Here is a 26657-nt window from a genome sequence, read left to right as displayed (position 1 = left end):
TTACGACAGTTCCAGGGCCGGCGACTCGATGCCGCGGGCCTGGTCGATCTTCTCGGCCACCTTGAAAGCCGCTTCCAGTTCGGTGCAGCCGTACTGCTGCATGAGCTGGTAGCGTTCGGCCTTCTCCTCGGGTTCTGTCTGCGCGAGGGCGAGGTACAGGGACGGCGGCACGGCGCGGAACAGCACTTCCATGCTCTTGGAGAGGATGACGCCTTCGGTGAATTTCCCCGCTTCCTTGCGCGCCGAAAGCATCAGCGCCTTCTGCGCGGGCGAGAGTTCGCGGAACCGCGCGATCTTCTCAACTTCATCGGGCGGCATGCTGAGACAGATCCACCACTCGATCATGTTGAGCATGGGCTCCGCGGCGCGCGGCAGGTCGTCGATGTTCTGCGTCGCGAGCCAGAACCAGGCCCCCAATTTCCTCCACATCTTTGTAATTTTCACGACGTAGGGCGCGAGCAGCGGGTTCTTCGTGATGATGTGGCCTTCGTCGGTGACGTTGATGATCGGGCGTCCCAGGTATTGGTCGCGCTCGGCGATGTTGTTCACCGTGCTGATCAGGCTGATGTAAGCGATGGAGAGCTGCGCGTTGTAGCCCTCGCGGGCGTATGTCGCGAGGTCAACCAAGGTGATGTCGGCTTCGGGCCACGGCGTGCCGTCGCGGTCGAACATTTCGCCGTCCGTGCCTTGACAGAACATGTCCATCGCATCCGCCATCTCCAGCAGCCGCACGCGGCGCATTTCGGGCAGCGTCGGGTCCTGGCCGCGGGCGCGCAACGCGTTGCGCACGTCGCGCGTAAGCACCGTGCGTTTGTCGGCCACGCAGTGCTCGGCGGCGTCGAGGATGCACTGACGGATCAGCGAGCGGTCAGCCCGCGTCATCCGGGCTTCCTCCTTGTCCTCTCCGCCCGTGATCATCAGCCGCGCCGTGATCTCCAGTTCGCCGAGCACGTCGCGCTGCTCGTCCGCCTCCATGGCCGAGGCATCTGGTGGCGGGTCTTCATCCAGCGCGTCGGCGTCGAGCGTCTGCACGTCGCTGGGCGTCTCGATCAGCCGACGCGCGTCTGCGAATGGCGCGAGGCTGATGCCCGAACCTGGGGCCAGCTTGACCCGGTTTACCGTCAGCCCGAGCATGCGTGCGAAGTCGCTGAACAGGCCGAAGCTGTTGCCAGCCTCCACGATGAACAGCCGCGGTCGGTAGATGGCCGTGACCTGATTCAAGAGGTTGTTGAGCGTGGCGCTCTTGCCGGAGCCGGTGGGGCCGAACAGGAACAGATGGGCGTTCATCTGCCGATCCAGGCGGCTGAGCGGGTCGAAGGTGATCGGCCCGCCACCGCGGTTGAACATCGTGATGCCCGGGTGCCCCGTACCTTGAGCGCGGCCCCACACCGGCGACAGGTTCGCCGCGTGCTGAGCGAACATCAGTTGGGTGTACCACTTGCGCCGATCCTGGCCGGGGTTGTAGCAGCATGGCAGCCACCGCAAGTAGCTGTTGAGCGGCGCCACCTCGTCGTCCTCGCGCACCGGCTGCAAGCCAGCATTGAGCATCACGTTCGCCAGGTCCAGGCCGCGCCGGTCCAGTTCCGCTTCGTCGCGTCCGCGCAGGTAGAATGCCAGCGTCCCCCGGTAGAGCTTGTGTGCGCTGCCGATGAGGGAGCGGGCTTCCTGCACGTCCTTCAACGTCTGCTCCGACGCCAGCGTCTCGCCCACGGCCTTCTTCGCCAGGTGGTTGAGATCCGCTTCCAGGACATCCTGCGGCGTGGCGACCATCGTGAGACACAGCAAGGTGTCTTCCGGCATCTGGTCGAACAGCGTGTTGATGGCATCCCCTTTGCGGGTCTCGCCGGTCAGGTGTCCGGTGCCGGGCGGCATGCGCAGCCGGTCGGTGATCAGCACGCGGTGCGGCATGCCGTCGAAATACCAGGTGCCGTGCTCCACGTCGGAGCGTGGCTGGCCGAAGAACAGCCGCTGGCTGAAATCCCGCCCGCTCGCCAGCTCGATTTCGCCGGCCTCGCTTTCTTCGGTGCTGTCGGGGTAGCGCGCCAGCGCGTAGAAGCGCTCCCGGTCCTCTGCACTCGGTCCAAGCATCGCCGGGCGCGGATTGAACCACCGCAGCAGCCAGTCGTGGACGTCGGCTGCGACCATGCGCCGTGCCTGGATGCCGGCGTTCGCCAGGCCGCCGCACAGGCGGTCGCAGACGATGTTCAGCATCTGCTCGGGCGTCTGGCCGCGGCGGCTTGCCTGCCCAGTTGCACGGCGATAGATCACCATGCGCACCCGCCGCGTCTGGCCGCGCCAGCGCAGCCGCGTGACCACCGTGTCCTCGAACAGGCCGCCCGGCTTGGCGACCGCGCGCAGGTGGTGGCCGAAGAAGCGCAAGTAGAACTCGGTGAAAGCGGTGCCGCGGGCACGCGGCTGCACGTAGTCGCGCAGGGTCTGCATGTACTGGTCGAAGCTGGGCTCGTCCTGGGCATAGAGCTGGAGTACCCAGGGGTTTTCGTCCAGCTCATCGAACGAGTCCTGGAGCGCGTTCTCCAAGGCATCGCGGGCATGCGCGAGCCAGCCGGGCTCCCGCCCCTCGGTGCCCAGCGGCACCAGCTCGTAGAAGGCAGCGACCGACTGCCCATCCTCCAGCAGCATGGACTTCGACTGCGGCAAGAACTCCACCCAAGGCAGCAGTTCCGCGAACGACGGCGCGACGTCGTACAGCGCCTGCTCGTCGGCTACCGTCGCCGGCCTGCGGCCCTGGACCGCTGCGCCGGGTTCAGGGACGCCGGCCTGGCGCAAGGCCTCGACGTGGCGCTGCCAGCCGTCCGGCTTCTCTTCGTCGCCGGTGCCGGATGCGGCCAGCTTCGGCCAGGGAAGTTCCCAGCGCATCAATAGTCCTCCAGCCGTTCACCGGGCATGGCGTACTGCACGCGCTGGTACAGGGGGAAGACCGTCGTGTAGCCCGGAACCGGCACGGGGTCCGTGCCCGCCAGGTGCGGGTACACATACATGACGAGATCGGGGTTGGGCAGGCGCTGGAACTGGCGATAAACCTCGTTGCGCGCCGTGCGCGTGTAGCGCATCTGCTCGACGGGCGCAGCCTGCACATCGGCGTCGGTCAGCGGCCGGCGCAGGCTCTGGCGCGCGTCGAGCAACTGCCGGCGCGCGACCTGGCCGGTGCCACTGCCGCCGCCACCCGTTTCCTGCTGCCAGATGTCCATCATGGTGCGGTCGCTATGGGTCAGCAGTTCTTCCTTGCTGGTGGCGCAACCGCTGAGCACGGCGACGGCCGCGGCCAGCGCGAGGCCCTTAATCGAGTTCGAGCGCATGGCTTTCTCCTGCACGGTGATCGACGCGCCGGCCTTCGGGGTCGTGATCGATGGCCAGCGGCTTTTCGAGGTGGACGGCGACCTTGGCGCCTGGCTGCACATAGACGGCGGCGAAAGCCTGTCCGTAGAGCTTGTTGACCCAGGTCGACATGTCCCGGACGCCGCCCGCGAGGATCTGGCCGACTGCTTCCTTGCCGCTGATGCCCACGGTGCCGATGGCGCCGTCCGAGCCGACGTAGGACATGCGGCCGCTGTCGCTCTCGATGAGCGAGGCCACGCCGGCTCCGGCCGCGGTGATCAGAGCTTGCGACCCGAGGTACTGCTGGGCGTTGCTGCGCCGTTCGCCGCTGACGCACGGGATGCCGTGCGGGTCGCTGATCCAGCCCAGGCCGTCGCGCTGCTGGTTGTTCTGCTGGTTGCCTTCGCGGTCTTCGGGAATCGTGCGGATCGTGCCGTCGTTGAAGACGAAGGTGATGCTGCGAACCTGGCCGCGCACGCACGAGAGCGTCCAGTCGCCCGATGCGGTTCCGGAGAACACCGCGCCGGCCACGTCGGGAATGTCGATGCCGTTGGCAGTCAGATTGTCCGGCCCGACCAGCACCTTGAAGGGGTACGGATCGTTCACCGTCCCGTCGATCGGCACGCGCCCAATCAGCGCCGTCATCGCCACGGAGCCCATCAGTGTCGAGTTGGTCGGCACGGTATAGACCGGCTTGGCGCTCTTGACGCCTGCCGCACCTGCGCCGGCGTTCGCCACGGTTTCCGCGGTGGTTTCCAGTGTGCTTTGTGCCGGGCCGAAGCTCGTCGGGAAGCTCATGCCGCTGCCTGCGCCACGACTGCCATTGCGGCCCTCGGCCTTCTTCGCGTCGTCCGGTTCGACCCAGCGCATGCCGCCTTCCATGCCGGCCTCGTCGCCGCCGCGCAGCCCCAGGCCCACCGGCAGATCAGCGTGACCGCCGCCGCGCCCGCCAATGCTGTCCAGGCGCCGCTGCAGGTCGGCGAGCAGCCCCTCGGTCTGCTGGCGCGCGCTGGCCGCCTGTTCCTGGTCGCGGCGCAGGTTGGAGCGCTCGGATTCGAGGGCCGAATTGATGCGCTGATCAATGGAGTTCTCCCGCTGGCGCAGCCGCTGGTTTTCCTCGCGCTGCGACTTGTTGTCGGTCAGCGCGGTCTGAAGCTCGGTGCGCAACTGTTTCACCTGGGCGACGAGCGTTGCCACGGTATCGCGCGGGGTATCGCCTTCGATGCCCAACGCCTTCATTTCCTCGGGCGTGAGCTTGGAGCCAGCATCCGCGGCGGGCGGTGCCGACGTGCTTCCACCGGAGAACAGCCGGATGGCAACGAACAGCACCAGCAAGGCGACCGGGATCATCAGCCACTTGAGCAAGCCGTTACTGCGCATGGCGGGCCTCCTTGCCATCGTCGGCTTCAGCTTCCCGCTGCGGCAGATGCACGGCCGGGTCGAAGCGGTGGATCGCCGGCAGCAGCGATTGCGCGAGGCCGTGCCCGCGCGTCACCAGGTACAGGACGGTCGTGTCCTCGGGCGTCCCGCGCGGTCCGAGCGCTTCGTGCTGGAAGGTGGCGGTGAGGAAATCGCCTTGCAGCACGCGCGGGTCGAGCGTGACCCAGCCGCTGCTGCTGTTGGTCAGGCGCACGGCCGTGACCCACTGGTCTTCCAGACGCCACGACGCGAGCGCGACCGCGCGCACCGGCAGCGTCGGCATCAGCGTGCCGAGGTCGAGGTCACGGCGCAGGTTCACCCGCATGACGCCAGGCAGCGACTCCACAGTGCGCAGCGGCGCGTAGAGGTTCTGCGCGGCGAAGCGCGTCAGGACGACCGGAACCGGGGTTTCGCGCCGGGTCGCCCGCGTACCTGCTTGGTCCTGGGCGCGTGCCGGGGCCTCATCGGCACCGCCTGGCTGATCGCCGTAGCGCGCAGGGGTGCTGCTGCCCTCGACGATGCGCACCGGCTCCAGCTCGGCTTCGCCGTCTTTGGGCGGCTCGGCCGCAATGTCGAGCAGGATCAGCGCGCCCGTGTCGGCGTCCTGCAATTGCAGCCGCGTGGGCTCGATCGGCTCGCTGGCGCGCAGGTACACCGCGCCACCTGCGCTCTGCACGCGCAGGCGTTCGCCCACGCCTGCGGGCACGCCCACGCGGACGTTCCGGTCGATGAACACGATGCGCTCCTGGCCGACCTTCAGCGGCACCGCCAGCGGCATGCGTTCCCACCGCAGAATCTCCACAGCATGGGAGACGGGTGCCGCGGCCACGGCCAGCAGCCCCAGCAGCACGAGTACAGGATGCTTCATGGGGTGTTTCCTCCTTGGGGCGCTTGCGGAGACAGGCCGCCAGGTGCCGGGCGAGTCGGCTCCGGTGCGCTGATGCGCTGGGGCGCGCCGTCGTAGCAGTCCAGCGCCAGGCCGAAGGGGTTGCGGGCGGGATCGACGTCCACCCGCGTGACCTTCACCGGGTAGCGCACGAGCGCGCGCTTGACCTGCTCGGCGCCGTAGTACTCGTCGGCGGTGATGTCGAGCGTCACCACCCAGTCGCGGTCGGAGACCACGCGCACGCGCGCCGTGGGGTCGTCGCCGTAGCCGCGGCCGGGGATCTCATAAATCCCGCGCACGCGCTGGCGCAGCTCGCCCGTGGAACGGCGGTAGTCGTAGTCCGCGCGCAGGAAGGCCTGGCAGGACGGGGTAAGGTACGGCGAGAGCGTGTGGAGGTTGCGCGGATAGTCCTCTTCGCCGTTCGTCGGCCAGCGGTTGAGGGTCTGGAACACGTAGAACGTGAACGCATAGACCGATTCGGGCGGCACTTCCCACCACTTGCGGGTACTGCCCGAGCGCAGGTCGGGCGGGACGTGGATGGTCAGGTCGCGCGGCGCGCTCCACCAGCCACCGCCCATGACCAGGGCGACGATGACCAGCGCACCAGCACCCAGGCGAAGCGTCTTGATGTGCGCCTGCAGGTGGGTGATCTCGTTCTTGAAGCGGCTCATCGTGCCCCCCTTGCAACGGACCTTCGGGTGGACCAGAAGCCGGAGCGCGAGATCAGCACGTGGCCGCCTACCCATCCCGCCATCAGTGGATGGCGCGTGGCGATGCGCCATTGCAGTTGCCGGTACAGCCAGGTGTCGGGGCGCCCGCGCTTGAGCCGGCGCAGGATGCCGCCGCCGATGAAGACGCCCAGGGCCACGCCCAGGACGACGAACGTCGGCGCGATGGCGATCGTGCGGAACACCCAGGACAGCGGCGCGCCGACCAGCAGGCCGGCGGCGCCGGACAGGCCGCAGCAGATCCACAGTTCGTCGGCGGTGAGGCCGCGCACGACAACAGGGTGGCGGTTGAGCCGATGCGGAAGGAACGTGACCGTCCCGTCCGCACGGACGTGCTGCTGCTCGGACATACCGGCCTCGCCTTACAGGATGCCGGTGGCTTCGGTGAGCAGCCAGATGCCGATCACGAGCAGCACGGCACCGATCGCGACGGTGAGGCCAAACTGGCCCCAGGTCTTGCGGCCGGTGTGGATTTCCGCGTAGGTGCCGTAGGCGTGGTAGCAGACGCCGATGAACATCGACGCCACGACCAGGAGGGCTACGAGCATGATGATGTCGTAGCCGTAGTTCCTGATCGTTTCCATGATGCCGTTGCCGGTGCCGCGGGTCGGGTTTTCCAACTGCGGCAAGCCTTGCGCGAACGACAGCGCGGGCAGCGCGGCGGAGCCCAGTGCCACAGCGGCGCGCTGGGCAAGGCGGGAATGGAGGATGCGGTTTTGCATGGTCGTGCCTTTCAGGTCAGGAGAGGAGGAAGAAGCTCAGGACGAGGTACATCGCGACGAAGCGGATGCAGACGCCGAGGAACTGGCGCTGGTTGAGGCGGCTCTCGGACCACCCCACGTAGGCCGTTCGGATGGCCCAGACGCCCCAGACGAGGAGCACCGCGAACACGGCGCCGACCAGGACGGTCGCCATCGCCGAAGGCGCGATGCCGCTGTTGGCTTGAAATGCCGAGACCTGGGCGCCGTTCATGGCTTGGCTTCCGTAGTCGTCGGCGATGGCGAAGCGGACCGCTCGGTGCGGTAGTCGCTGGCCAGTTCGGAGGGGTCGCGCGGCTGGGCACGCGACGGTGTGAGATGGGCCTGGATGCCGGCGCGCACGCGCGCCAAGTCAGCCAGCAACCGCGGGTAATCGAAGTGGTAGCGCTCGCCCGGCTGGATGGGGGCACGCGCGGCGCTGTCGGCGACGGTGCGCTCCAGCGCGTCGAGTTGGCGCAGCGCGGCGACCAGCTCCTGGCGCTGTGCGGGGGACTCGGCCAACGCCATCGGGGACTGACCCAGCAGCAGGGCCGTCACGAGAAAAATGGGCACGCCGCGATGCGCGGCGCGCTGCCAGATCGGAGCCAACATCGCGCCATTCCTGTGTGATCAGAATAGTGCGATGGTGGAGTTCAGGGTGACTGCAGGCAGCAAACAATAGGAAACTGCGCTGATCGGTTTGATTGGCAGCGTGCGTCCAGTTCGCTCAGGGAGTGGTCGTCAGGCCAGAATTCAAGAAGGGAATTTCCACCGGCCGCGTGGCAAAATATCAACGCTCTTACAAAGATCCAGGATAAAAATGCAAGGACTGACCTTTAGAACTGATCAAGATTTTGAGGAAATTTGCTGCTACCTCATGAGGGACTGGGTCGCGCGGAATATGAGGTATGACGTGCAATTCAGAAGATACGGCGGAAATGGGCAAAGGCAGCATGGCATTGACATTTTTCCTGCCGTTGGCGGCTACTCAGTGTTTGGGCAGGCAAAATTTGTTAATCAACTAAACTCTACAGACGTTACGGCTGAGTTGAGTAAGACCGATTCCTTCCCTGAGCCGATTGGTTGTTATGTGATTTTCACAACGGCAAATCGCCATACCAGCATAAATCATCATCAGTTCCATGGCACTCAACACAAAAGGCTGGATGGATCGATTTTTCCGGTTCACGTGGTCTATTGGGGTGAAATTTCTGATATTAGTTTTATCCCACAAGATGTCTGTAAGAGAATTTTCCCATCAGCATTTCAAGTTGCCAGGAGCGCATTAACGCCTCAGCAGATGGCGGATTCCATAGCCACACTTCAAAATATTGTTCCTTCATATTTCAGGTCTGACTTTCTCGACTGGCTCGAAACATGGGACTTTTCATGTGGTTACATTCCATCTGTGCATTATGACGCCGTGGACAATCTTTACATTGAGTTGGATCGGGTAGGATGGGGAATGAAGGGTGTCAATGATTTTTTATATGCCCAAGGTCGCATTGACTTATCTCGTGCGCTTCCGGCTGGCGATGCCTTCTTTTATGCTCTCACTGAATTTCGAGATTCAATATATAACTACATAGCTTTTGTACGCGGACAGGATGGGCAGGGCTACGTTACATTGCAAGGAATGGATGGGCGCGGCGCAACAGATTTCCCAAAGATTACAGAGCAGTGGAGCATGAGGGCGCGCCATTTGGCCAATATGTATCGCGAGAAAATCCTTGGTCAGCAAATTCAATAAATAAGAAATACTGAATGAGTTGCCTAATGATCTGGTTTCTCTGTCATCACAAGTATTTTTTGAAGCTGCCCGCAGTCAGGCTCACGGCCAGTCCCAGCAAGGCTGCGCTGGGCAGCAGGATCAGCAGTGGATGCACAGAGATCGGCAAGGCCAGGTACGTGACCCACGGCAGCACGGCCAGCGGCATCAGGCTCGCCTTCGCGCGGTGGTAGATGAAGCCGGATTCCCGGCCTGCGCCGAACCGGCGCACGTCCCGCCGCACAAGACCGTCGATCAGGCCGACGAACGCCGCGGTGCAGATCAGCGGCAACGTGAGCACCAGAACCAGCAGGCGCACCAGAAACGTGAGGGTGGTGAAGGCCGCGGCAATCAGGTAGTTCTCGGTCCAGACATAGACCTGGCTGATGTAGTAGCGAAAGTTGCGCCCCCCGTCCTGGATCCTCCCGTGGCTCGGCGCGCGGGCGCGCTCGGCGGTCTGGCTCATGCGCTCCAGCAGCCCGGAGCGAACGAATACCCATTCGTAGCCGGTATCCACCAGTTCGTGCGCGGTGCGCCCCGGCTCCTGCACGACGACGCTGCGCGTGAAGTGGCTGGACAGGTGCCCCAGTTCGTACTGCAACATCTGCTGCGAGTGCCGCCAGCCCTGGTCCTTCCAGAACAGGTGCATGCCGACGCACTCCACGACGATCGAGAACAGCAGCGAGCCGATCAGCACCCCGAGCAGCCGGAACGGCAAGGTGATGGTGCCGACGATCAGGCCCTGGCGCTGGTTCTGCTCCCGTTGTGCAGTCGAGGCGGCGTCCTTCATGGCGAGGCCTTGTTGCCGGTGTCCTCGTCGGTGGCAATGGCCACCGCGGGAGGTTCGGCCGCAGCGGCGTCATCCAGCAGGTCGTCGGGCAGGCCCGTGTCCTGCAAGGCGGGGGAACTGGTGAACTCCCACCACTGCGTCGCTTCGCTGTAGCTCTGGCGCATGTACCCGGCCAGTTGCTGCAAGTCTGCCGGCATCACTTCGTCCGGGTCCGGCGCCGGCAGCGGCATGCGCACTTTCCAAAGCTGGCCGCCCTGCAGCAACGCGAAGCACTGGCCTTTCGGCAGGCCGACGACGTGCGACGGCTCGATCATCGGCACGCTGGACATGCTGATGCGGTCCTGAGTGTTCGACGTGAAATCCGTCGCCCCGCGAATGTCCGAGCTGTCGGTCGCGCCGCTGACGATGGTGGTCGTATAGACCTCGACCTTCGGCAATTGCCGGGTCAGCAGTTCGGCGGTCGCGGTCTCGCGCACGCGCAGCATGAACAGGTTGTTGAAATTCCCGATCACCTGGCCTGCCTTCGCGCGGTTGCCGATGCGGGCCTCGATGTCCGACAGGGTCTGCGTGTACGCAGTGACTTGCAGGCCGGCACCGCCGCCCTTGTTGATCAGCGGGATGAACTCGTCGCCCATCAATTCGTTGAACTCGTCGGCATGGACGTTGATCGGCACGCGCGCACCGGCCGATGCGCCCGGCAGGCCATCGTCGATCCCATGCTTGTAGATATGCCCGGCGACCGACACGAGATCGCTGAACATCGAGTTGCCGACCGCGGTGGCGACCTCGGCGTCGGAGAGCGCATCCAGGCCCACATAGACGATGGCCCTCTTACGGATGATCTGCATCCAGTCGAAGATCGGGCGCGGGTCGGCCAGGTCGGAGTAGTTCGGGGCCAGGAGCTGCGCGATCTTGCCGCTAGTGAGCTTCTCCAGCAGCGGCAGCAGCGATGCGACGATCTTGTCGAAGTACGTCTTGTCGTAGCGAACCGCCGAGCGCAGGCCATCCAGCACCGGGTCGTAGTTGCGCGCCTGCGAGAGGTACTGCTCCAGCGCCACCACGCGCTTCTCGCGCCCGATCATGTTGCGCGGGATGTTCTTCTCGTTGAGCTTGGCCTCGATCTGGACGATCACCTCCCAGGCCCTGGGCTCGGTCTTGGCGAAGTAATGCTGGGCGTACTCGATGAACAGCGCGTCGATGTTGATGACGTGCCGTTGGATCAGCATGTAGTCGGGCCGCTGTCCCAGCTCCACCAGGGCGCGGGCAATGATGTTGACGAACCGCCACGCAAACTCTCGGAAGGCGGCCGAGTTGCCTTCACCGGAAAGCTGCCCCGCAACGCGGGTGGCGACTTCCGATATACGCCCGAATCGCCCCACGGCGTTGTAGCGCGCGGAGATGTCCGGCCATCCCAGGTGGAAGACGTAGAACTCGCCTTCGCGGCCGGCGCGCTTAGCCTCGACGTACATCCGCTTCAGGAGATCGGCATCGCCCTTGGGGTCAATGACGATCACCACCTCGTGCTCGCCCGCGGCGTTCACGCGCCGGATGTCCTGGGTCACGAATAGTTCGGCCAGCCGGGTCTTGCCGACGCGCGTCGTGCCCAGCACCAGCGAGTGGCCGACGCGCTCGCCCAGCGGCAGGCTGACGTCCATCTCCTCGGGTTCGATGCCGTGCAGGCGCGGCAGGCCGCCCACAGGCGGCAACGGCCGCACCGGGTTGAAAGGTACGTCCCAGCCGGTGAGTTTCGACAGCCGGGACAGCGGGAACGGCGCGTACTCCAGCCGTTCTTCCAGCCGTCGCGCCAGCCGGTAGGCTGGTGTGGGCTCGACGTAGCGGCGGAACTCCGGCCGGTACGTTTGCATGAGCCTATGGGTGTGCTTCTGCTCCCACAGGAACCCGCGCCCCACGAACAGCCGCTGCTGGCTGACCGGCACGTCCTTGCTGGTCATCACGTAGCGCGGCAGGCGGCGGATGTTGCGCCGGTAGCGCAGGATGACGCGGGCATCGCGGTAGCGGATGGCACCGTAGGCGCCGAACGCCAGCGCGCTGCCGACGCCCATGGACGGGCTCAGCGCGAGCGACCATGGGGCCACCAGGGACAGAAACGCGGCGCCCGCGCATGCGGCAACGGTGTATAGCTCCACCGCTGGGCGAAGCAGTACCTCGACCGGCTGTTTCCCCGACATGGCTTCATTGCTCGATGCCGGTGGCTGTGATCAGCACCGGGTAGTGCCGCAGGCCCAGGCGCTCGGCCAGGTCGTCGCCGGACATGGGCGCGAGGGGTACGCCGGGCACCAGGGTGCGCAGCCGCGCCAGGCCCTGCACGGTCTCGACGTTGACCACCAGACCGACCGCGCCGCGCTCGCGCAGCGCGGCTGCCTGGCTGCGCAGCCAGGCCCGAGATGCCTCGTCGTCGCCGACGACAACGAAAGGCCGCAGACCCGGAGCCTCGATGACACGCCGCGGGACGGTGCCGGGGGTGAGCTTGGCGCTGCGCACCGGCAGCATCGCGGCCTCGTCCGCCGGCGTGGCGGGAACCTGGGGCGTCGGGATCGGCGGCCGGGCCGGTGCGTTGGTGCGCGGCTGGAGGTTCAGGGCTTCGTAGTACGGCAGCGCCGACGCGCCGCCGCGGTCTTCGACCACGATCAGCGGCTCGCCGGCAAGCGAGGCCAGCGGCAGACCCGCCAGCAGTACGAGCAGGCCACGCAAGGCCAGATGGGATGTCGTCATGGGGATGTCTCCTTGCGTGCGGCGAGAACCGCGGCGGTTGGGCGTGCGCCCTGCACCCGGGCGAGGTGGCGCGACACGCTGCGCCGGTAGCGGGCGGCGGGCTCGCCACCCGCGGGGCGGTGGTAGCGGCCCATCGCCAGCAACCAGTCCTCGCCGGGGGCGTGTTGCTCGCGCAGGATCTCGGCAGCGATGGCGAGATTCCGGTACGGGTCGAGCAGGTCGCAGGCGCTGGCGTAGCGCTGCTGGTGGTAGCCGAGGTTGATCTGGCCCAGGCCCGCGTCGATGCGCGTGTGCGGCGTGGAGCGCATCGCCTGCTGCAAACCCGCGCAGGCATCGGCGCGGGTCGCATAGCGGCGTGATTGGCCGGCGACGTTGAGGGACCACGGCCACGGGACGATGCGTCCGTTACGGCGGATGCCACTCTCCTGCAAGGCCACGGCGTAGAGCACCGTCGAGGGGATGCCTGCGCGCTGCGCGGCGAGCTGGTAGGCCGGTGGCGGAACCTCCTGGGCTTGGGCGACGCAGGCGCATAGGCCAGCGGCGAGCACCAGTGTGCGCAGGGGGGCGGCTATGGCTGGCGCTGCCATTGGCCGTTCACCTCGCGCACGACCGCCGGCAGGTCGCCGGGTACCCCCAAGGTCAACCAGCGGCCGCCGTCGTGGTTGAGCGTGATGCTGCCGCTGCGCACGCGCGCCGGATCGACGTTCGCGCGCTTGGCCCAATCGCGGATGCGCGCGTCGTCCTGGCGGCTGCCGACCATGTACAGGTCGAATTCGGCGCCCGAGGATTGCAGGCGCTGCACGAGCTGGCCGCAGGCCACGCAGTTATCTTTCACGAACACTGCCGTGCGGCCGGAGCCGCGCGTGGCCCCGGCGACCGGCTTGTCGTCCGGCAGGTTCACCCGCTGCATCCCGGGGTTCAGGCGCTGCCAGGCCTCGTCATAGGCCCGCTGATAAGCGAGCAGTTTCTCCACGCGGCGCGCTTCGACCTGCACCTGCAGCTCGGCGTAGCGTCGCCGTTCCTCTTCGGTACGCGCCTCGATGCCCAGGGCCGACAGCGGGTCCAGGTTGGGCGAATAGATGCCCAGTGGACCGTCCATCAGTTCGCGATAGCGCGCCCACTCCTGAGGTTGAAGGCCCCAGTCGCTCGCCACCCGGTCGTCCAGAATGCGGGCGACCAGCGGGCGTTCCTGACTCTGCGCATTGCGGGCGGGAGCCGTGGCGGATTGCTGCGCCCACGCGGGCAACTGGGTGGACGCCAGCAGAAGCGCGGAAAGGATGATCGACGGCTTCATGTGGTGTGCTCCGTTCAGGGGATCGCCACGTGGCGGGTCTGGTCGCCGGCCTGGAACACCGCAGTGCTGCCCTCGACGGCCTGCAAGCGCCACGGGCCGACCGCATCGCCGGGTAGCAGCACCTGAAGCTGGTCGGGCGTGAAGTCGCCATTGCTCGGCGCGACGGACACGCTGCGCTCGCCGGCACGCAGTTCGGCACCGACGATGCGGAACGGGAGCGGCGTCGGTTCGGGCTTGGCGGTGGGCTTGTTCCTGGTGCGCGGCTGGGCGGGTGCAGCGGCGCGCGCAGCGGTCTGCCGCGCCTTGATTTGCTCGACTTCGGCGCGCAGTGCCTGAAGGTCGTCGGCGGAGGCATAGGCGCTCAGCGATTTCTCGACCTGGGCCGCGCGTGCTTCCAGGATTTGGCGGGTGTCTTTGAGGTCTGCCGCCGTGGCGACGGCTGGACGCTGCTGGATGGCCTCGACGGTCTCGGCCAGGCCTGTTGCCTGCGCTTCGAGGCGTTGCAGGCGGGAATCGAGGCGCTCCTGGTCGGCCTGGTCGTTCATCGTCTGGTAGCCGAGGGCAACGAGGACACTGAGGCCGATCAGCCAGAGCCACATCAGGCTCTGCACCACCACGGCGGCCGTTGAACGATGGGCGGGCTGCGGGGCGTTCATGGCTGGCCTCCCGATGCCGCGGGCGCCAGCGGGAACGTCTGCACCGCCTCGGTGGCAGGCGGCGCGGGTACGTTGTCGGCGGTCATGCTGTCGCCGGGCCGCTCGAAGCAGATTTGCCGCGCGCGGTCATCCGCGTGCAGTTCCCAGGCCGAACCAGCCAGGGTGAGCAGCGCATCCCGCAGGGTCATGGGGCCGAGGTGCAGGTGGGCCGCCGGCAGCGGCAGTGCGTACAGCTCGATCACCGCGTGCGTCGTCTGGCACAAGCCGTAACCGCTGCGCTTGAGCACATGCCGTAGCCCGTCGCCGACCGTAGCGCGTGCATCCTCGGGCATCGACACGTCGATGGTCTGCAACAGCAGGTCGCGCTGCGCTGCTGTCGGTGCCAGTTCCACGAGGGTGTAGCGGCCGTAGCGCACAACGGGGATGTATTCGGGCGCCTCGGGTACGGGTGCGGCCGAGACTTCCTCGATGGTGTCGGGCGCGACCGGCGCGCTCGTCGTCGCGCAGCCGCCAGCCAGCACCGACCAAAGCAGGCCGAGAAAACCCGCCAGCAGACGGCGTTCGGGATGGTGAAACCAAGGTGGAGAGGGGCACATGGCGCGTCGTCCTGAAACATCGAGCCCTCACCATCGCCGCTCGGGCCACGAGCGGCAGCAAACAATGCGAACCAGGCAGCGCCCGATTTCCCGGCAGCCTCCCTCCAAAGGAAAAGGCCCCCGAAGGGGCCTGTGAAAACGCATCGGGCTTCGCCCGATCAATCCCGAGCCAGCTTCAGGCCGGGATCGACCCGTGCCAGTTGGGTGTGCGACCAGCAGCGCACGAACTGCCCGTTCTCGCCGAGCGGCCGGTTCGCCACCGCCGCCGAATACTCGTCAGTGTCGCTGGTGTCGTAGCAGATGACCTTGATCTCGCCGCTGTCGCAGCGGATGGAGTGGATCTGGCCGTCGGTCATATCGACCACGACGACCTGCGGAACGAGGCCAAGTTCGCGGGCGGCCGACAGGATGGGGCCATATTCGGCGGCGTCGAAGCAGATGAACGGCCCTTCGTACCGGGCCTCTTCGGCCAGGTCCCTGGCCTTGTCGTAGTGGATACCCAGGTCGTATTCCTCCTGGGTGATCCTGACCTTGAAGACCGGCACGTTGGGGCTACCGGAGGCACCGATGCAGACGACCGCGACTTGCATCTCGATCTCACCGCCGTCGGCAGGTTCGGTCGAGGGGATGACGGCTCGGCCCGTGGGGGCGTCGTCTTCCATGCCCATGCGCTCGCGCATTTCGTCGATGAAATCCTCGGGGGCCATCAGGCCATAGCTCGCCAGGCGCAAGGGAATGTCCTCTGCACAGAGGTTGCCGTCCCCGATGCGTTGCTGCATGAAGGCGGCGATCTCGGCTTCGAGCGCATCGCTGTTAGTCGCCGAGGGCAACTCGGTCACCTCGATCGACCAAACATCCACCTTCGCGGCGGTCTCATCGATTAGCAACCTCTCGCCGATGGCGCGGACCCACATGCGTTGCAGCCGTGCCAGTATTTCCGACGCGGCCTCGCCGTTGAGCAAACAGGTCACGTCCAGCGTCAGGCGGGCCTTCACGTTTTCGGGCGTGGATTGGGTATGGGTGTTCATGGAAATCTCCTTGGAATGAAAAATGCGCAGCCACGTCCACGGAGACCGTGGGCGTGGCTGCAAGGTGGGAACAATGGAAAGCCGGCGGCGCGAGGCCGGCGTTGGCGTGGGGATCAGGCGGCGACCAGTTGCCGGGCCAGCGCGACCTCGACGGAATCACCGTCCTGGTTGAGCACATCCAGGCCCGATTCGGGCACGTCGCCCGAGGTGGACTGCGAGACCATGATCTTCTTGGCCATCAGCTCCAGGCAGGTCATCTGCGAGGAACCGGCGTAGCCGAGGTAGATCACGCGCACCGGCTGTTTCTGTCCGATGCGCCAGGAGCGGCGTGCCGCCTGCTGGAGCGAGTACACGTTGTAGCCCGACTGCATGAAAACGATCGTCGGGAAGTCCAACAGGTCCAAGCCCGTCTTGACCAGCTCGGGGTTGGTGATGAGCACGTCGATGCCACGGTCCAGTTGCTCGGCGATCCAGTCCTCGCGGCGGCTGGCGTCCACGCTTGCGCGCAGCACCGCCACCCGAAAACCTTCCTGCTCCAGCAGCACCTTCAAGCGCGACGTGGTGTCGCGCGTGCCGGTATAGACCGTGTAGGCCAGGACCTTGCGGCCCTGCGCCTTCTCTTCTTTGCAGATGTCGATCAGCTCGCGCTCTTTCGGCGTCACCTCAAACTCGTTGAACTGAGCCGGGACGAACGCCAAGGTGTTGCGCGTGCGCGGATGCACCACGGTTTCCGACCGGAAGCAGCAGTCCGGCCAGGCCAGCAGCACGTTGAGCACCACACCCAGCAGCGTCGTATCGCGTCGCGCCAGAGCCTGTTTCAGCTCCGCGGTCAGCCGACCCGCCAGGTCGCGGTAGGCCGCGGCTTGCGCCGTGTCCATTGCGACTTCACGGAACTCCTCGTCATACGGCGGCAGGACGTTGCCGCCGATGTCCTTGAGCTTGAGGAAGATCGTGAACGGCAGGATGCACCGCAAGACCCCTTTCGGCCCGAAGCCGGGAGCCTTGACCGTGCGCACCGATACCTTGGTGCCCCTGGCCGTCTTGTGCGCCGTGCCGGTGCTTTCGGAGTAGATGTCCTTGAGGACCCCGTGGTCCCTCATGAACGCCATGGCCGCCGAGGTCATGCTGCCGCTCGTGGTCGGGCGGTAGCCGTCTTCGATCATCCGCCCAGGCAGGGCTCGGAACAGCAGGTAGAACAGGTCGTCCCCGTAGCCGCCCATCAGCGTGCCTGTCAGCAGCAAGGTCTTGCGAGCCTTCGCCGCCAGCACGCCCATGGCCTGGCCCTGGGCACTGCCACCGTTCTTGTACTCGTGGGCCTCGTCCGCGATGCACAGGTCGAACGTGCCTTGAGGCAGGTAGCGCTTGATGAACTCGGACGGCTGGTAGCCGCCTTCGCCGAAGCCGAACTCCATGTTCGCCATCGCTCTTTCCATGCGATGCGCCTGGCGGTCAGAGAAGACCAGTTCGCCGTTGCCGTCCATGAGGTTGATGAACTCATGGATGTTGTCGCCCAGCATCGACGCGAGGAAGCCTTCGCCGAACTTCTGCATCAGCTTCTGCGCGGTGACTTCCCCGATCGTCGGGATGCGCTTGAGGGCTTTCAGCACGGCCGAGGACTGGTCGCTGCCGGACAGGCTGCGCGGGCGGATCAGCGTCCACAGGGGGGCGGCGCAATGGCTGCACTTCCTGCGGTATTCCTCGGCTTGGAGCGCGACCGGATTGACCGGCTCGCCGTCGAGGTCGGTGATGACCGTGCCGCAGTCCGGGCACGCCGCCACGTTGCCGTGACGGGTGCGCCGCTGGGTGAAGACGGGCTTCCAGTGGAACCCCATCCGCATCCTGACCCGGCCCAAGACGAAGAACTCCTGGCCCGTGGGCTGGACATTCAACTGCTCGCGCAGCTTGATGAGCTTGATGAGCGTGTCCGGCCCGTTGAGCACCCACACCTTGGCGCCTGCCACCGTCTCCTGGATCTCGCGCCGCCACTTGTAAACAAGGTGCGGCGGCGAAAGAACCAGGGTGCGGCGATAGCCTTCGGCGTTGAGCACGGCGGCCGTGGCGATGCCGACGGTCGTCTTGCCGCAGCCCATTTCGCCATTGACGATCGCGGCGCGTTCGCCACGGTCGATCAGCAGCTCGGCGGCGGCGTGGACGACTTCGGCCTGGGCCGGAAACAGCTTGCGCTTGAGGCTGGCGACGACGAGTTGCCGGTGCGCCTGCGGCTGGCCGTTATAGACCGGCGGGTTCGCGCTGTTGAGGGCGTCGAGCAGTTCGTCGCCGAACTCGCCGACGAAATCCTGAAGGCTCAGGGTCAGAGGGGAAGATTCCGCATCGAGCAGTTCGCCCTGTACGGGCGCGGCTTCAGCGGCAGTGGTTTCGAGATCGAGGGACATGGTGATGCTCCAAAGAAAATGGGGCATGCACCACCCCCGCGGGGCGATGGCATGCCCCGTGGTGGGATGAAGAGACGGCAGGCGGCCGTCGTCTGGGAGAGATCAGTACTCGCTGGGCAGTAGCAGCGTGGTCACGCTGCGATCCCATTCGGTGATAATCCAAAGCTGCAGGCCGGGTGCGACCTGGTAGGAAGAGAAAAGGCGGTCCTCGCCGGACTCCAGCGCGGCATCGTTCTGCCGCTTGTCGTAGTCGTCGAGGTCGCCCCAGTCGCCATTGAGGTGGCGGTGCAGATACGGCACCGGGTTGAGCCGGCCCTGCTGGACCAGGGCGTCAACGCCACAGGTCACGACGGTCTCGCCAGGGAAGAAGCGCCGGCTCGATGCTTGGCCGATGGGAAGTGCTTGGGCTGCCATGGAAAGGCTCCTTGAAGATGAAGGGGCCACGGCGCCCCCTCGGGGCGACTGGACCCCGGTGGGTGGAGGAAGCCGACGGTGACCGTCAGCGGTAGAGAAGCGATCAGCGGATGGTCAACACCTCGCCCCGCGTGGCGGAGCCGGGCGTCATGTCCCACGCGCGGATGACGGGCACGAACTTGTCGGTGAGGATGCGGGTCTCGGCGATGGAGCCGTCTTCGCGTTCGGTGAATTCCCGCTGGAGCGTCTTGTCCTTGTGGGTGTCACCTTTGACGACGAGCACGCGCCCGGTCTTGGAGCGCACAACCCCCGAGATCGCGCCCGCGGCCAGAGCCAGGGCGAGATGCCAGTGGGACAAGGCACGCGCCGGTGGACGCAGCGACTGCTGCGCGGCCCCCAGGTGCGTGTCCTGCGACGGCCAGAGGCCTTGCAGCCGGCCGACTTCATCGGCGAACTGCTCTGGCTCCATCGTCACGCGGAAGAAATGCTCCGGCTCGGCCGGACTGGCGGGGACGATGTACGGCAGGAACGGCCATTCGCTCGGCAGTTCCTCGGCTTCGACTTCACCAAGCCCGATCTGCAGCAGCAGATTGCGCACGGCCTTGAGACCATCGGGTGCCAGCTCGCGCTGGCGCACCCTGCGGCCGAAGATCACCACCTGCTTGAACTGCGTTTCCACCGCTCGGTAGATGCGTAGGTCCGTGTAGTGGCGTGTCAGCCAGCCGACCAGCTCGGCGTCGAGCACGTAGCCAGGGACGATGAAGACCAGCACGCCGCCATACTGCAATAGCGAGAGGCTGCGCTGATAGAAGAGCTTCTCGAAGCGGGCACGGCCCTGGCCCTGATAGCCGATGTTGCCGTTGACGTCCTTGGACAGATCGCCATACGGTGGGTTGAGCCAGAGCAGCCCGAACGACTGCTTTGAGATCATCGTGTCCATCAGGTCCGCGTGCAGGCAATGATCGACCAGGCCGCGGGCATGGCGTGCCCGCTCCGCGTCGAACTCGACGGCGAACGCCTTGGCTTGCTCGCGCCCGAGAGCATGAGCGGCTTCGGCGATCGCCACGCCTTCGCCGGCGCAGGGATCGAGGATGCACATCGGGCCATCGCTGGGCATCAGTGCGTTGAGGGCTCTTTCGAGCGTGGGTTCGTCGGTCGGGTAGTACCCGTTCTTGGAGAAATTGCGGGCGAGCCGCGGGAACATGAGGGCCATGGAAGTCTCCTGGTTGGCGGGGATGAAGTGCGAAAGCACGCCTTGGCGTGCTCTCGCGGGCGGGTCAAGCCGCTACCGCTTCCGGCGTCCAAATCTTGGCCGGATACGGATAGGCGGTGAGCACGTCACTGCGGATCAGGGAGCCCAGCGCCAGGGTCAGCGCCGGCACGTCGATGGCGAGCCGATGGCCTTCCAGCGACCCGAGGGCGAACGGAAGACGGGCCAGCATCTCGCGGGTCTGTAGCAGCTCCAGCACGGTTTCGCGCCAGTGGTCGAGCAGCGGCAGTGGGCAGGTGTCCCGCACCAGCATCCACAGGCGGTCAAGCCGGTGGGCGCTGCCCTTGGGCAGCAATGCCAGTGCGCTGGCGTTGGCCTTGTCGGGCTTGACGCAGCGGCGGTCGAACAGCCACACGTTGGACAGCGAACCGAACAGCGTTCGCCGGTAGGCGCGGGTCATGCGCTTTTCCAGACGATCGACGTTGCTGACGAACACCGGGACGCTGCCGCCCTGGTCGGTGATGACGTGGAACTGGTCCAGGCCCTGTTCGTCGCGCCCGAGGGTCAGACGAGCGAGGAACTGCTGGACGGCGGTGTCGCGCGCCCAGATCGACAGGAAGATCAGATTGCCCTGGTCATCGCCGACGCAAGCATCGGCCATCACGTCGGAGCATTCGTCGATGCGATACAGCGTGGTGGAAGAAGTGTTTTCGGGCATGGTGGTGTCCTCGGATGAACGGGAACAGCACCGCCCGCTGGGGCAAGTACTGCCCCAGGGGGTGGAAGAAAGCCGCTCAGTCCGGCTCGAACTGCCGGGTGTGCGGGTTGAAGTGAAGCGCCTCATCTACCGAAGTGATTGGCGTGAAGCCCTCCAGGTAGATGTTGTTGAGGTACTGGTCGCGGTGGGTCAGTGCCTGCCGTGCCTGTGCCTCGGTGAGGCCGTTGCTGATGAAGTACTCCAGCATTTCCTCGTCGGAAGAAACTTCGTCGTTGGACAAACTCCCTTCAACGAGCTTCAACAGCGAGGGCGGAAGCGCAGCCAGGATCGGGTCCATGTCGGTTCCTCCTGGCTCAGGCCATCAGCGCTGCGGTGGGTGCCGCAGGTGCCGTGGGTGTGCGCCGCCGCGCGTGGTAGGCGCGAACGCCTGCACGCCAGTCGGCGGACTGCTCTGGTGCGAGGTCCAGATAGGACAGCGGGCACGTGTAGTAGTACGGGTGCATGGACTCGTCCAGTGGCTTGTAGCCCCACTGGTCGCCGCTGCGTTCGAGAAGATCGCAGCGGATGTAGCGCAGGGATTGGCCTGGCGCCAGATGACGATGCACGCCTTCGACCTTGGCCGTCACTTCCGTGACGGACCACAGGACGTTGCCGCGCAGCGCGTGGGCGATGACCTTGACGCTGGCGCGCTCGGTCTCTTGCGGTGCGATCAGTTCCGCGATCAGTTCAGACCGCGATTGGGGGGAGAAATACCAGCCCATGAAAGGCCTCCTGAAGAATCGAGCCGGAGGCCTCCCCGTGGGGGAGAGCCCCCAGCGGGTGATGGAATGCCGCGCGTGCGGCGATGGAGTCCGGTGCGGACTAGGAGCCGCAACCGGCTGGGCAGTAGCCCAGTTCGATGCCATGGGAGCAGTAGCCGTTCGCAGCGTTCCACTCCTGCGTTTCCTGCCGTTCGGCAGGGGTTGCGTAGTCCCATTCCTGGGTCGCGATTTCCAGGGCCTGAGCCCGCTGGGTTTCCGGCAACCGACTGGCTTGCGCGTCGATCTCCGAACTGAAAAGCGTGACCCAGTGATCCCAGGACAGGCCGCAACCACGCTGGGCGTGCTCGGCGGCCGTCTTGCAGACAGCGCGCCACGCGGGTTCGTCCAGCGTGCAATGAGGTGCATCGCAAGCGATGGTGGACATGATGGAGACCTCCAGAAGAAAGTCGGAGCCTCCCCCGCATGGGGAAGGAACCCCGGCGGATGGATCAAGAACACCGCGGATGCGGCGTCTGCGATCACGCAGGTTGCAGTTCGGCCTGGCGGCTCCACTCCTGCGTCTTGAAGTCCAGCGCGTAGCCCAGTTCACCCAGGCGGGCGATCTGCGCGCGCAGGGTGCGGCGGTCGATGGTCGAATCCAGTTTCACGGACTCTCCCAGCGGCCAGAGCAGCCCGAACAGCGCGGCGTCGCCATCTTCGGTGCTGCCGGGGGCAGCAGCCGCAGCGGGCGGCGGGGCATCCACACCAAAAGGCGTGGTATCGATCAGCGGGTCCGCGGACGCCTGCACGGATGCGGGCTTGGCGGGTCTGGATGCCTTGGCGGGCTTGGCCGGCGTTGACGCAGGCTGCGCGCCCAGTTCTTCATCGAGCGGATCGACTTCCTGGGTGGTGAAGCTGCGTGCCTCGTCACGGCTCAGTTTGTCGATGCCGTTGAGCGTCATCCCGTCCAGGTTGGCACGGATCTCGAACCGCATGCCGTCGCCGACGGGATAGGACTTCGGGAAGATGTAGCGGATGACGAACTCCCCGTCGTACTTGCCTTCGGGGTACTGCTCCAGCTCCGCATCCTTCACCGCGAACTTGCCGATGGGGGTGACAAGTCGGCCGACGTTGAAAGGGCCGTTTCTTCCGCGGATCGTGCGCAGCGTGAGTTGGCCTGGGACGGTGATGGGCGAACCCGATTGGTCGGGCGCCGATGTGACTGCCATGATGGTTCTCCTTGGGGAATAGGAAAAAGGCAAGGCCCCGTGAGGGGCCATGCCGGATCAGAACGAAGCAGCCAATGCCGGCTCCTGCTCCTCGACTTCACCTGCGGGCTCGCGCACGGCGGGCTCGACAGGCTGGTCGGCAGCGGTGTCGGCGGCAACCTCGGCTTCGGGCGCGGGTGCGTCCTCGGCTTGCGGCGCCTCGGCTTGCGCCTGGCTCGTCGGATAGACCTGGGTGCCGTCGATCTTGATGAGACCGATGTGGACCAGCGTCGATTCCAGGCTCGCTCCCGGTTCCCCGGCGCGCTCGCCCTTGGTGCGGATGTACGGATCGATCTTCATGTCGTTCAGACGGAAGGCGATCAGCACCTTGCGGTCCCCTTCGATGGCCTGCACGCACCGGCGAACCAGGTGCTCGGCTTCAGGGGTGGCGACGATGGTGTCGAAGTACCGATATTCCGGTTCACCGACAGGTCCGGCCAGCGCCGCGACGCAGCACGACAGGAACGGATCGCCATCCTTGGGGGAGACGTCCTTCGGGCGGCTGAGGTAGCCGATGCCGCGGGTGATCAGCTCGTGCAGCTTGATCGAAGCCAGTTCGGCCCGGTCAAGCGGCTCGGCCTTCAGCAGTCGCGCCTTCAGAGACGCGGCGGCCTGGCCCTTGTGCTCACCCTTGTCGCGGATGTACGCATCGCCCCAGAGGTCGCCGAGGCGGAAGCGCACCAGCGGCCGCTGCTTGGGATCGTCAACGCCGATGTAGCGCTCGACCAGTTTCTTGGCCTCGGCACCCGAGACCTTGACGTCGAAGTAGCGGTAGCTGGGGTCCTTGGCGGAGCCGACCAGCGCGGCGATGGTGCATGCCAGGAAGGGCTGCGCACGGCGGCCGCCCCGGACGGGAACCTCGCGGACACGCTGGATGTAGCCGATGCCCGAGGTGTGGAGGTCGAAATACGATTTCTCGTTGGACGTGGTGCTCATGGTGAATCTCCATTGGGATGAAGCGGAGACACACCGGCCCCACGCATGCGGGGAAAGGTGCGTAACCCCGCGGTGGGTTGATAAGGCGAAAGCATCCGCCACCAGGACTGGTGGCCGCTCGCGGATGGATGCGGTGCGAGCTGGCTCGGTCACGCAGTGGAAACTGCGCGGCAACCTCGAAGACCGATGGTTGCCTGGCATGTCGCTGACAACGTCAGCAGGCATGGGGGCAGCATGGACGGGCTTCGCGCGCGCGGCAGTAATCAATCGGCATCCGGACGCTTCCCTTTGTCCATGCCGCCAGCGCCGCAAAAAAAGAAGCCCCCATGAAGGGGGCCGTGAGGGGACAGTGGTATTCGCACTACATCGATGGCACCACCTCCAGCGACAGGTGCGTCGTGGTGGCGGATAGCATCAGATCGTCCATGCCGCGCAGGATGCGGGCGAAGACGCCTTCCTTCGGATCGAAGAACTCGCCGAAGTCGTCGCCACCCAGCTCGGCACGCGCCAGTTCCCACCAGCCGTCAAACGGGTCGGTATCCGGGTTGCAGCCGACGGCATAGGCCAGCAGCTTCACGCGGCCATCGGGACGGCGCTCTCCCTGCTCGGCGAGGAAGTACACGCCCTGGTCCTTGGCGAGGACGACGCGGCATTGGTTGGCAACGGCCTCGGCCAGCACGGGGCGCAGGTCGGAACCTTTGAATCGCAGTGACATGGTTGATCTCCTGAAGAAAAAGGCCCTCCACCCGAATGGATGGAAGGCCTATGGGGGCAAGTCGCCGGTAGGCTGCGGTCAGCCGTAGCGCCGCTTGGTTGCCTTGGCGTCGATGACGCTCACGTCGATCAGACGCCAGTGCCCGTCGTCGATAAGCCGCTCCAGCACTTCACCGAGCATGTCGAAATACACCTCGTCGTGCCGATCGACCAGTTCGCCGTCGCGGCTCAGTTCCACCGCGTAGGTGTCGCCGCCGCGGTCGTAGAGGATCGTCACCTGGCCCTCGAACTTCGAGGTCGAAACCGAGAAGCTGATCGCCGGGGGTGTCTCGATGATCTTGGACGGCTTCGGATCGACCCAGGTGAAGTCGCGGGCACCCGCATCGACCAGCATGTGGGTGATGCGCCGGAACCCATCGGGAGCCGGCATTTCCTCCAACTGCTGGATGAGCTGTCCCAGTTCCATGCACTGCGGCTCGGGGATGGGCAGCTTGGCAGGCGCGGAGCCGAGGATGTGCCTGGTGATGGTGTAGGGAACACCGTCCGCGGTCTTCTCGGTGATTACTTCCGGGGTGTCCGCGCGCAGGCCGTCGAAGCGGCGGCGGGCATACGGTTGGACATGCACCTTGGCGCCTTCGCTGGGAAGGGTGGTCACCAGGTGGGGGTCGAGCACCGCGAACTCGCTGGGCTTGAGCTTGACGACGATGGCGTCGTCGCTGGCCGCGACCACCTTGCCGTCGAAGGGCTGGGGGTCGATGGCGAAGCCCAGCGTCGAGGACTGCGGCTGATCATCGAACACGCGATACTTGAACGACCGCACGTTGCGGGGCACATGGCCTGCGACAAGCGAAGGCATCATGGATTTGATGAGGGAACGGTCCATGGGAATCTCCTTGAGGAAGAACAAGGGATTCCCCGCCCGCAAGGGAGAGGTCCCTTGTGGGTGGATGGACGCGGTGCGTCCGTAGGAAGAAACAACCAGCGCGGTTTCCCGTGCTTGCAGCCTCGAAGGTCTCGGCTGCCTGGGCATGTGTCGGCAACGCCGACGAACATGGGGGCAAGGATGGCCCTGGGCCGGGCTACCCGCCCGCATGAAACGGCACTGCGCCGCACCCGGTTTCCCGCGCTGGGGACAAGAAAAAGGCCCCTCGAAAGGGGCTGGTTGGATCAGGCTTGGTACACGAAGTAGTGTTCGCGCTGACGCGGGAAGAACACATGCTTCCACGTGTCGCCGCCGGTGTTGCCACCGTCGAAGACGACCATCTCGTAGTCGTCAATGTCGGTGTCCACCAAGTCGGCGCCGGCGATATGGCGCATGTGCAGCGTGCCGTGCGTGCGCTCGAATACCAGGATCTGGCCGATGGCGTCGTCCTGGCTCATGGCGTTGACGCAGGCTCCGAGCTGGTGCTCGAAGTCCGGTGCGCGCGAAATGAGGTTGGGGAACATGAGGTTGCTCCTATGAAAATGGACCAGCCCGACTCTTGGGGGAGACGGGCTGGCATGAGGGGACAAAGAGGAAGACCCGCGTGTCGCGCGGCTGCTAGCCCTCGGCCAGCGGCAGGCCCAGCAACGCGGGTGCGTCTGCATCGAGGATGAGGATGCGCACATCGGCCTGGCCAGCCAGTTCAAGGATGTTCGCCAGGTCGTCCGGCATGCCCTTGTTCCGGTGCTCCTGTCGAAGCTGCTCGGCGGTGATGCCCTCGGCGTGCTCCAGGTTCTGGTCCGTCCAGGGCGTGGAAATCAGCTTGACGCCGATCGCCGGGCTGTACGGCACACGGAAGGCGATGAACAACATGGCCTCCGGCGTGGCGATGTCCGCCAGGCCGGCGAGGTAGTGCCAGCTATCGACCGTGATGTGCTCACGGCTGATTTCCCAGCACCGGCTGTAGTAGCCGGTCTCGAAACTCAGGCGCTGCATCGCTTCCCGCGCGGCCTCGGCCGAATAGGCGTCACCGACGTGGACTGGGCGGCCGTCGAAGTCCTCGCCATGGATGGCATAGACCACGGCACCGATCACACCTTCGCCGCTGACGCCTTCACCGGCATCGCATTCGGCCAGTACCTCGGCGTTCACGGCTTCGCGGCCATCGCTGACCACGGCGAAATCGTTGGCGACGATGCAGGACGATGAAACCAGTTCCTCGTCGGAGAGGTGTTGCTGGCTCGCGTGGATGTTGCGCCAGACATGCGGGCTTCCGTCCTCGTAGCTGATGCACAGCGTGCGGACGATTTTCAGATTCCAGTAGCCACGGTGAAAGGGATTGGGTTTCTGGGACATTGGGAACTCTCCAGA

At 65.8% G+C, this 26657-nt stretch carries 31 protein-coding genes; 1 reads left to right on the top strand and 30 read right to left on the bottom strand.

The window, feature by feature from the left end:
• The 9 genes from ACCQ08_RS23720 to ACCQ08_RS23680 are packed head-to-tail and all read right to left on the bottom strand — an operon-like array spanning position 1 to position 7718.
• On the bottom strand, positions 1-2877 hold the full coding sequence (locus tag ACCQ08_RS23720) for a conjugative transfer ATPase (protein WP_003821116.1): 2877 nt from the start codon (positions 2875-2877) through the stop codon (positions 1-3).
• Positions 2877-3317 (bottom strand): TIGR03751 family conjugal transfer lipoprotein, encoded by a 441-nt coding sequence (locus ACCQ08_RS23715; protein ID WP_003821115.1) that lies wholly within the window; start codon positions 3315-3317, stop codon positions 2877-2879. The genes ACCQ08_RS23720 and ACCQ08_RS23715 overlap by 1 nt, the downstream gene beginning before the upstream one ends.
• Positions 3298-4716, bottom strand: a complete 1419-nt coding sequence (locus ACCQ08_RS23710; protein WP_003821113.1) for a TIGR03752 family integrating conjugative element protein — start codon at positions 4714-4716, stop codon at positions 3298-3300. The genes ACCQ08_RS23715 and ACCQ08_RS23710 overlap by 20 nt, the downstream gene beginning before the upstream one ends.
• Complete coding sequence (locus tag ACCQ08_RS23705; RefSeq protein WP_003821112.1) at positions 4706-5623, bottom strand: TIGR03749 family integrating conjugative element protein; 918 nt, start codon at positions 5621-5623, stop codon at positions 4706-4708. The genes ACCQ08_RS23710 and ACCQ08_RS23705 overlap by 11 nt, the downstream gene beginning before the upstream one ends.
• Complete coding sequence (locus ACCQ08_RS23700; RefSeq protein ID WP_003821110.1) at positions 5620-6312, bottom strand: PFL_4703 family integrating conjugative element protein; 693 nt, start codon at positions 6310-6312, stop codon at positions 5620-5622. The genes ACCQ08_RS23705 and ACCQ08_RS23700 overlap by 4 nt, the downstream gene beginning before the upstream one ends.
• Positions 6309-6719, bottom strand: a complete 411-nt coding sequence (locus tag ACCQ08_RS23695) for a TIGR03750 family conjugal transfer protein (RefSeq protein ID WP_003821108.1) — start codon at positions 6717-6719, stop codon at positions 6309-6311. The genes ACCQ08_RS23700 and ACCQ08_RS23695 overlap by 4 nt, the downstream gene beginning before the upstream one ends.
• A 12-nt stretch (positions 6720-6731) precedes the next feature.
• Positions 6732-7091, bottom strand: a complete 360-nt coding sequence (locus ACCQ08_RS23690; RefSeq protein WP_003821107.1) for a TIGR03745 family integrating conjugative element membrane protein — start codon at positions 7089-7091, stop codon at positions 6732-6734.
• Between the two features lie 16 nt (positions 7092-7107).
• Positions 7108-7341 (bottom strand): TIGR03758 family integrating conjugative element protein, encoded by a 234-nt coding sequence (locus ACCQ08_RS23685; RefSeq protein ID WP_003821106.1) that lies wholly within the window; start codon positions 7339-7341, stop codon positions 7108-7110.
• Positions 7338-7718, bottom strand: a complete 381-nt coding sequence (locus tag ACCQ08_RS23680) for an RAQPRD family integrative conjugative element protein (RefSeq protein ID WP_003821105.1) — start codon at positions 7716-7718, stop codon at positions 7338-7340. Before ACCQ08_RS23680 ends, ACCQ08_RS23685 begins: the two co-directional genes overlap by 4 nt.
• 208 nt (positions 7719-7926) lie before the next feature.
• On the opposite strand from ACCQ08_RS23680, the gene ACCQ08_RS23675 reads away from it, so the two are divergent.
• Positions 7927-8856 (top strand): hypothetical protein, encoded by a 930-nt coding sequence (locus tag ACCQ08_RS23675; protein ID WP_003821104.1) that lies wholly within the window; start codon positions 7927-7929, stop codon positions 8854-8856.
• 46 nt (positions 8857-8902) lie between these two features.
• On the opposite strand, the gene ACCQ08_RS23670 is transcribed toward ACCQ08_RS23675, so the two are convergent.
• From ACCQ08_RS23670 to ACCQ08_RS23570, 21 genes are all read right to left on the bottom strand, one after another.
• Positions 8903-9664: a TIGR03747 family integrating conjugative element membrane protein gene (locus ACCQ08_RS23670; protein ID WP_003821103.1), complete on the bottom strand. Its 762-nt coding sequence runs from the start codon at positions 9662-9664 to the stop codon at positions 8903-8905.
• Positions 9661-11853, bottom strand: a complete 2193-nt coding sequence (gene traD, locus ACCQ08_RS23665; RefSeq protein WP_003821101.1) for a type IV conjugative transfer system coupling protein TraD — start codon at positions 11851-11853, stop codon at positions 9661-9663. Before traD ends, ACCQ08_RS23670 begins: the two co-directional genes overlap by 4 nt.
• A 4-nt stretch (positions 11854-11857) precedes the next feature.
• Entirely contained in the window at positions 11858-12397 is a 540-nt protein-coding gene (locus ACCQ08_RS23660; protein ID WP_003821097.1) for an integrating conjugative element protein, read from the bottom strand.
• Positions 12394-12984, bottom strand: coding sequence for a transglycosylase SLT domain-containing protein (locus tag ACCQ08_RS23655; RefSeq protein ID WP_003821096.1), 591 nt, complete (start codon positions 12982-12984; stop codon positions 12394-12396). The genes ACCQ08_RS23660 and ACCQ08_RS23655 overlap by 4 nt, the downstream gene beginning before the upstream one ends.
• Complete coding sequence (locus ACCQ08_RS23650) at positions 12966-13691, bottom strand: TIGR03759 family integrating conjugative element protein (protein WP_003821095.1); 726 nt, start codon at positions 13689-13691, stop codon at positions 12966-12968. Before ACCQ08_RS23650 ends, ACCQ08_RS23655 begins: the two co-directional genes overlap by 19 nt.
• A 14-nt stretch (positions 13692-13705) precedes the next feature.
• Positions 13706-14347, bottom strand: a complete 642-nt coding sequence (locus ACCQ08_RS23645) for a hypothetical protein (protein WP_003821094.1) — start codon at positions 14345-14347, stop codon at positions 13706-13708.
• Positions 14344-14943 carry a PilL N-terminal domain-containing protein gene (locus ACCQ08_RS23640; RefSeq protein ID WP_003821093.1) on the bottom strand — a complete coding sequence of 200 codons (600 nt, stop codon included), beginning with the start codon at positions 14941-14943 and terminating at the stop codon, positions 14344-14346. The genes ACCQ08_RS23645 and ACCQ08_RS23640 overlap by 4 nt, the downstream gene beginning before the upstream one ends.
• 158 nt (positions 14944-15101) lie before the next feature.
• A complete protein-coding gene (locus ACCQ08_RS23635; protein WP_003821092.1) occupies positions 15102-15971 on the bottom strand; it encodes a hypothetical protein in 870 nt (289 codons plus the stop codon).
• Positions 15972-16084: 113 nt separating this feature from the next.
• Positions 16085-18364 (bottom strand): helicase-related protein, encoded by a 2280-nt coding sequence (locus ACCQ08_RS23630; protein ID WP_021205692.1) that lies wholly within the window; start codon positions 18362-18364, stop codon positions 16085-16087.
• Positions 18365-18466: 102 nt separating this feature from the next.
• A complete protein-coding gene (locus tag ACCQ08_RS23625) occupies positions 18467-18778 on the bottom strand; it encodes a hypothetical protein (RefSeq protein ID WP_003821089.1) in 312 nt (103 codons plus the stop codon).
• 103 nt (positions 18779-18881) lie between these two features.
• A complete protein-coding gene (locus tag ACCQ08_RS23620; protein ID WP_255632234.1) occupies positions 18882-20015 on the bottom strand; it encodes a DUF6094 domain-containing protein in 1134 nt (377 codons plus the stop codon).
• Positions 20016-20055: 40 nt separating this feature from the next.
• Positions 20056-20706 carry a hypothetical protein gene (locus ACCQ08_RS23615; protein ID WP_003821087.1) on the bottom strand — a complete coding sequence of 217 codons (651 nt, stop codon included), beginning with the start codon at positions 20704-20706 and terminating at the stop codon, positions 20056-20058.
• Between the two features lie 76 nt (positions 20707-20782).
• Positions 20783-21043, bottom strand: a complete 261-nt coding sequence (locus ACCQ08_RS23610; protein ID WP_003821086.1) for a hypothetical protein — start codon at positions 21041-21043, stop codon at positions 20783-20785.
• 16 nt (positions 21044-21059) lie between these two features.
• Positions 21060-21467, bottom strand: coding sequence for a hypothetical protein (locus ACCQ08_RS23605; protein ID WP_003821084.1), 408 nt, complete (start codon positions 21465-21467; stop codon positions 21060-21062).
• A gap of 100 nt (positions 21468-21567) precedes the next feature.
• Entirely contained in the window at positions 21568-21891 is a 324-nt protein-coding gene (locus ACCQ08_RS23600; protein WP_003821078.1) for a hypothetical protein, read from the bottom strand.
• Between the two features lie 94 nt (positions 21892-21985).
• The gene (locus ACCQ08_RS23595; protein ID WP_003821074.1) at positions 21986-22675 is read right to left on the bottom strand and encodes a DUF3275 family protein; all 690 of its coding nucleotides are present in this window, start codon (positions 22673-22675) and stop codon (positions 21986-21988) included.
• Positions 22676-22732: 57 nt separating this feature from the next.
• Complete coding sequence (locus ACCQ08_RS23590) at positions 22733-23650, bottom strand: DUF3577 domain-containing protein (RefSeq protein WP_031692692.1); 918 nt, start codon at positions 23648-23650, stop codon at positions 22733-22735.
• Between the two features lie 361 nt (positions 23651-24011).
• Positions 24012-24365 (bottom strand): DUF3085 domain-containing protein, encoded by a 354-nt coding sequence (locus ACCQ08_RS23585; protein ID WP_003821070.1) that lies wholly within the window; start codon positions 24363-24365, stop codon positions 24012-24014.
• A gap of 78 nt (positions 24366-24443) precedes the next feature.
• Positions 24444-25247 carry a hypothetical protein gene (locus tag ACCQ08_RS23580; protein ID WP_003821069.1) on the bottom strand — a complete coding sequence of 268 codons (804 nt, stop codon included), beginning with the start codon at positions 25245-25247 and terminating at the stop codon, positions 24444-24446.
• A gap of 284 nt (positions 25248-25531) precedes the next feature.
• Positions 25532-25810 (bottom strand): hypothetical protein, encoded by a 279-nt coding sequence (locus ACCQ08_RS23575; RefSeq protein ID WP_003821068.1) that lies wholly within the window; start codon positions 25808-25810, stop codon positions 25532-25534.
• 94 nt (positions 25811-25904) lie between these two features.
• Complete coding sequence (locus ACCQ08_RS23570) at positions 25905-26642, bottom strand: hypothetical protein (RefSeq protein ID WP_003821067.1); 738 nt, start codon at positions 26640-26642, stop codon at positions 25905-25907.
• Positions 26643-26657 lie beyond the last annotated feature (15 nt).

It is taken from the genome of Comamonas sp. SY3 (assembly GCF_041730275.1).
Taxonomy (GTDB): Bacteria; Pseudomonadota; Gammaproteobacteria; order Burkholderiales; family Burkholderiaceae_C; genus Comamonas; species Comamonas sediminis.
This window is presented reverse-complemented; position numbering and strand designations above follow the sequence as displayed.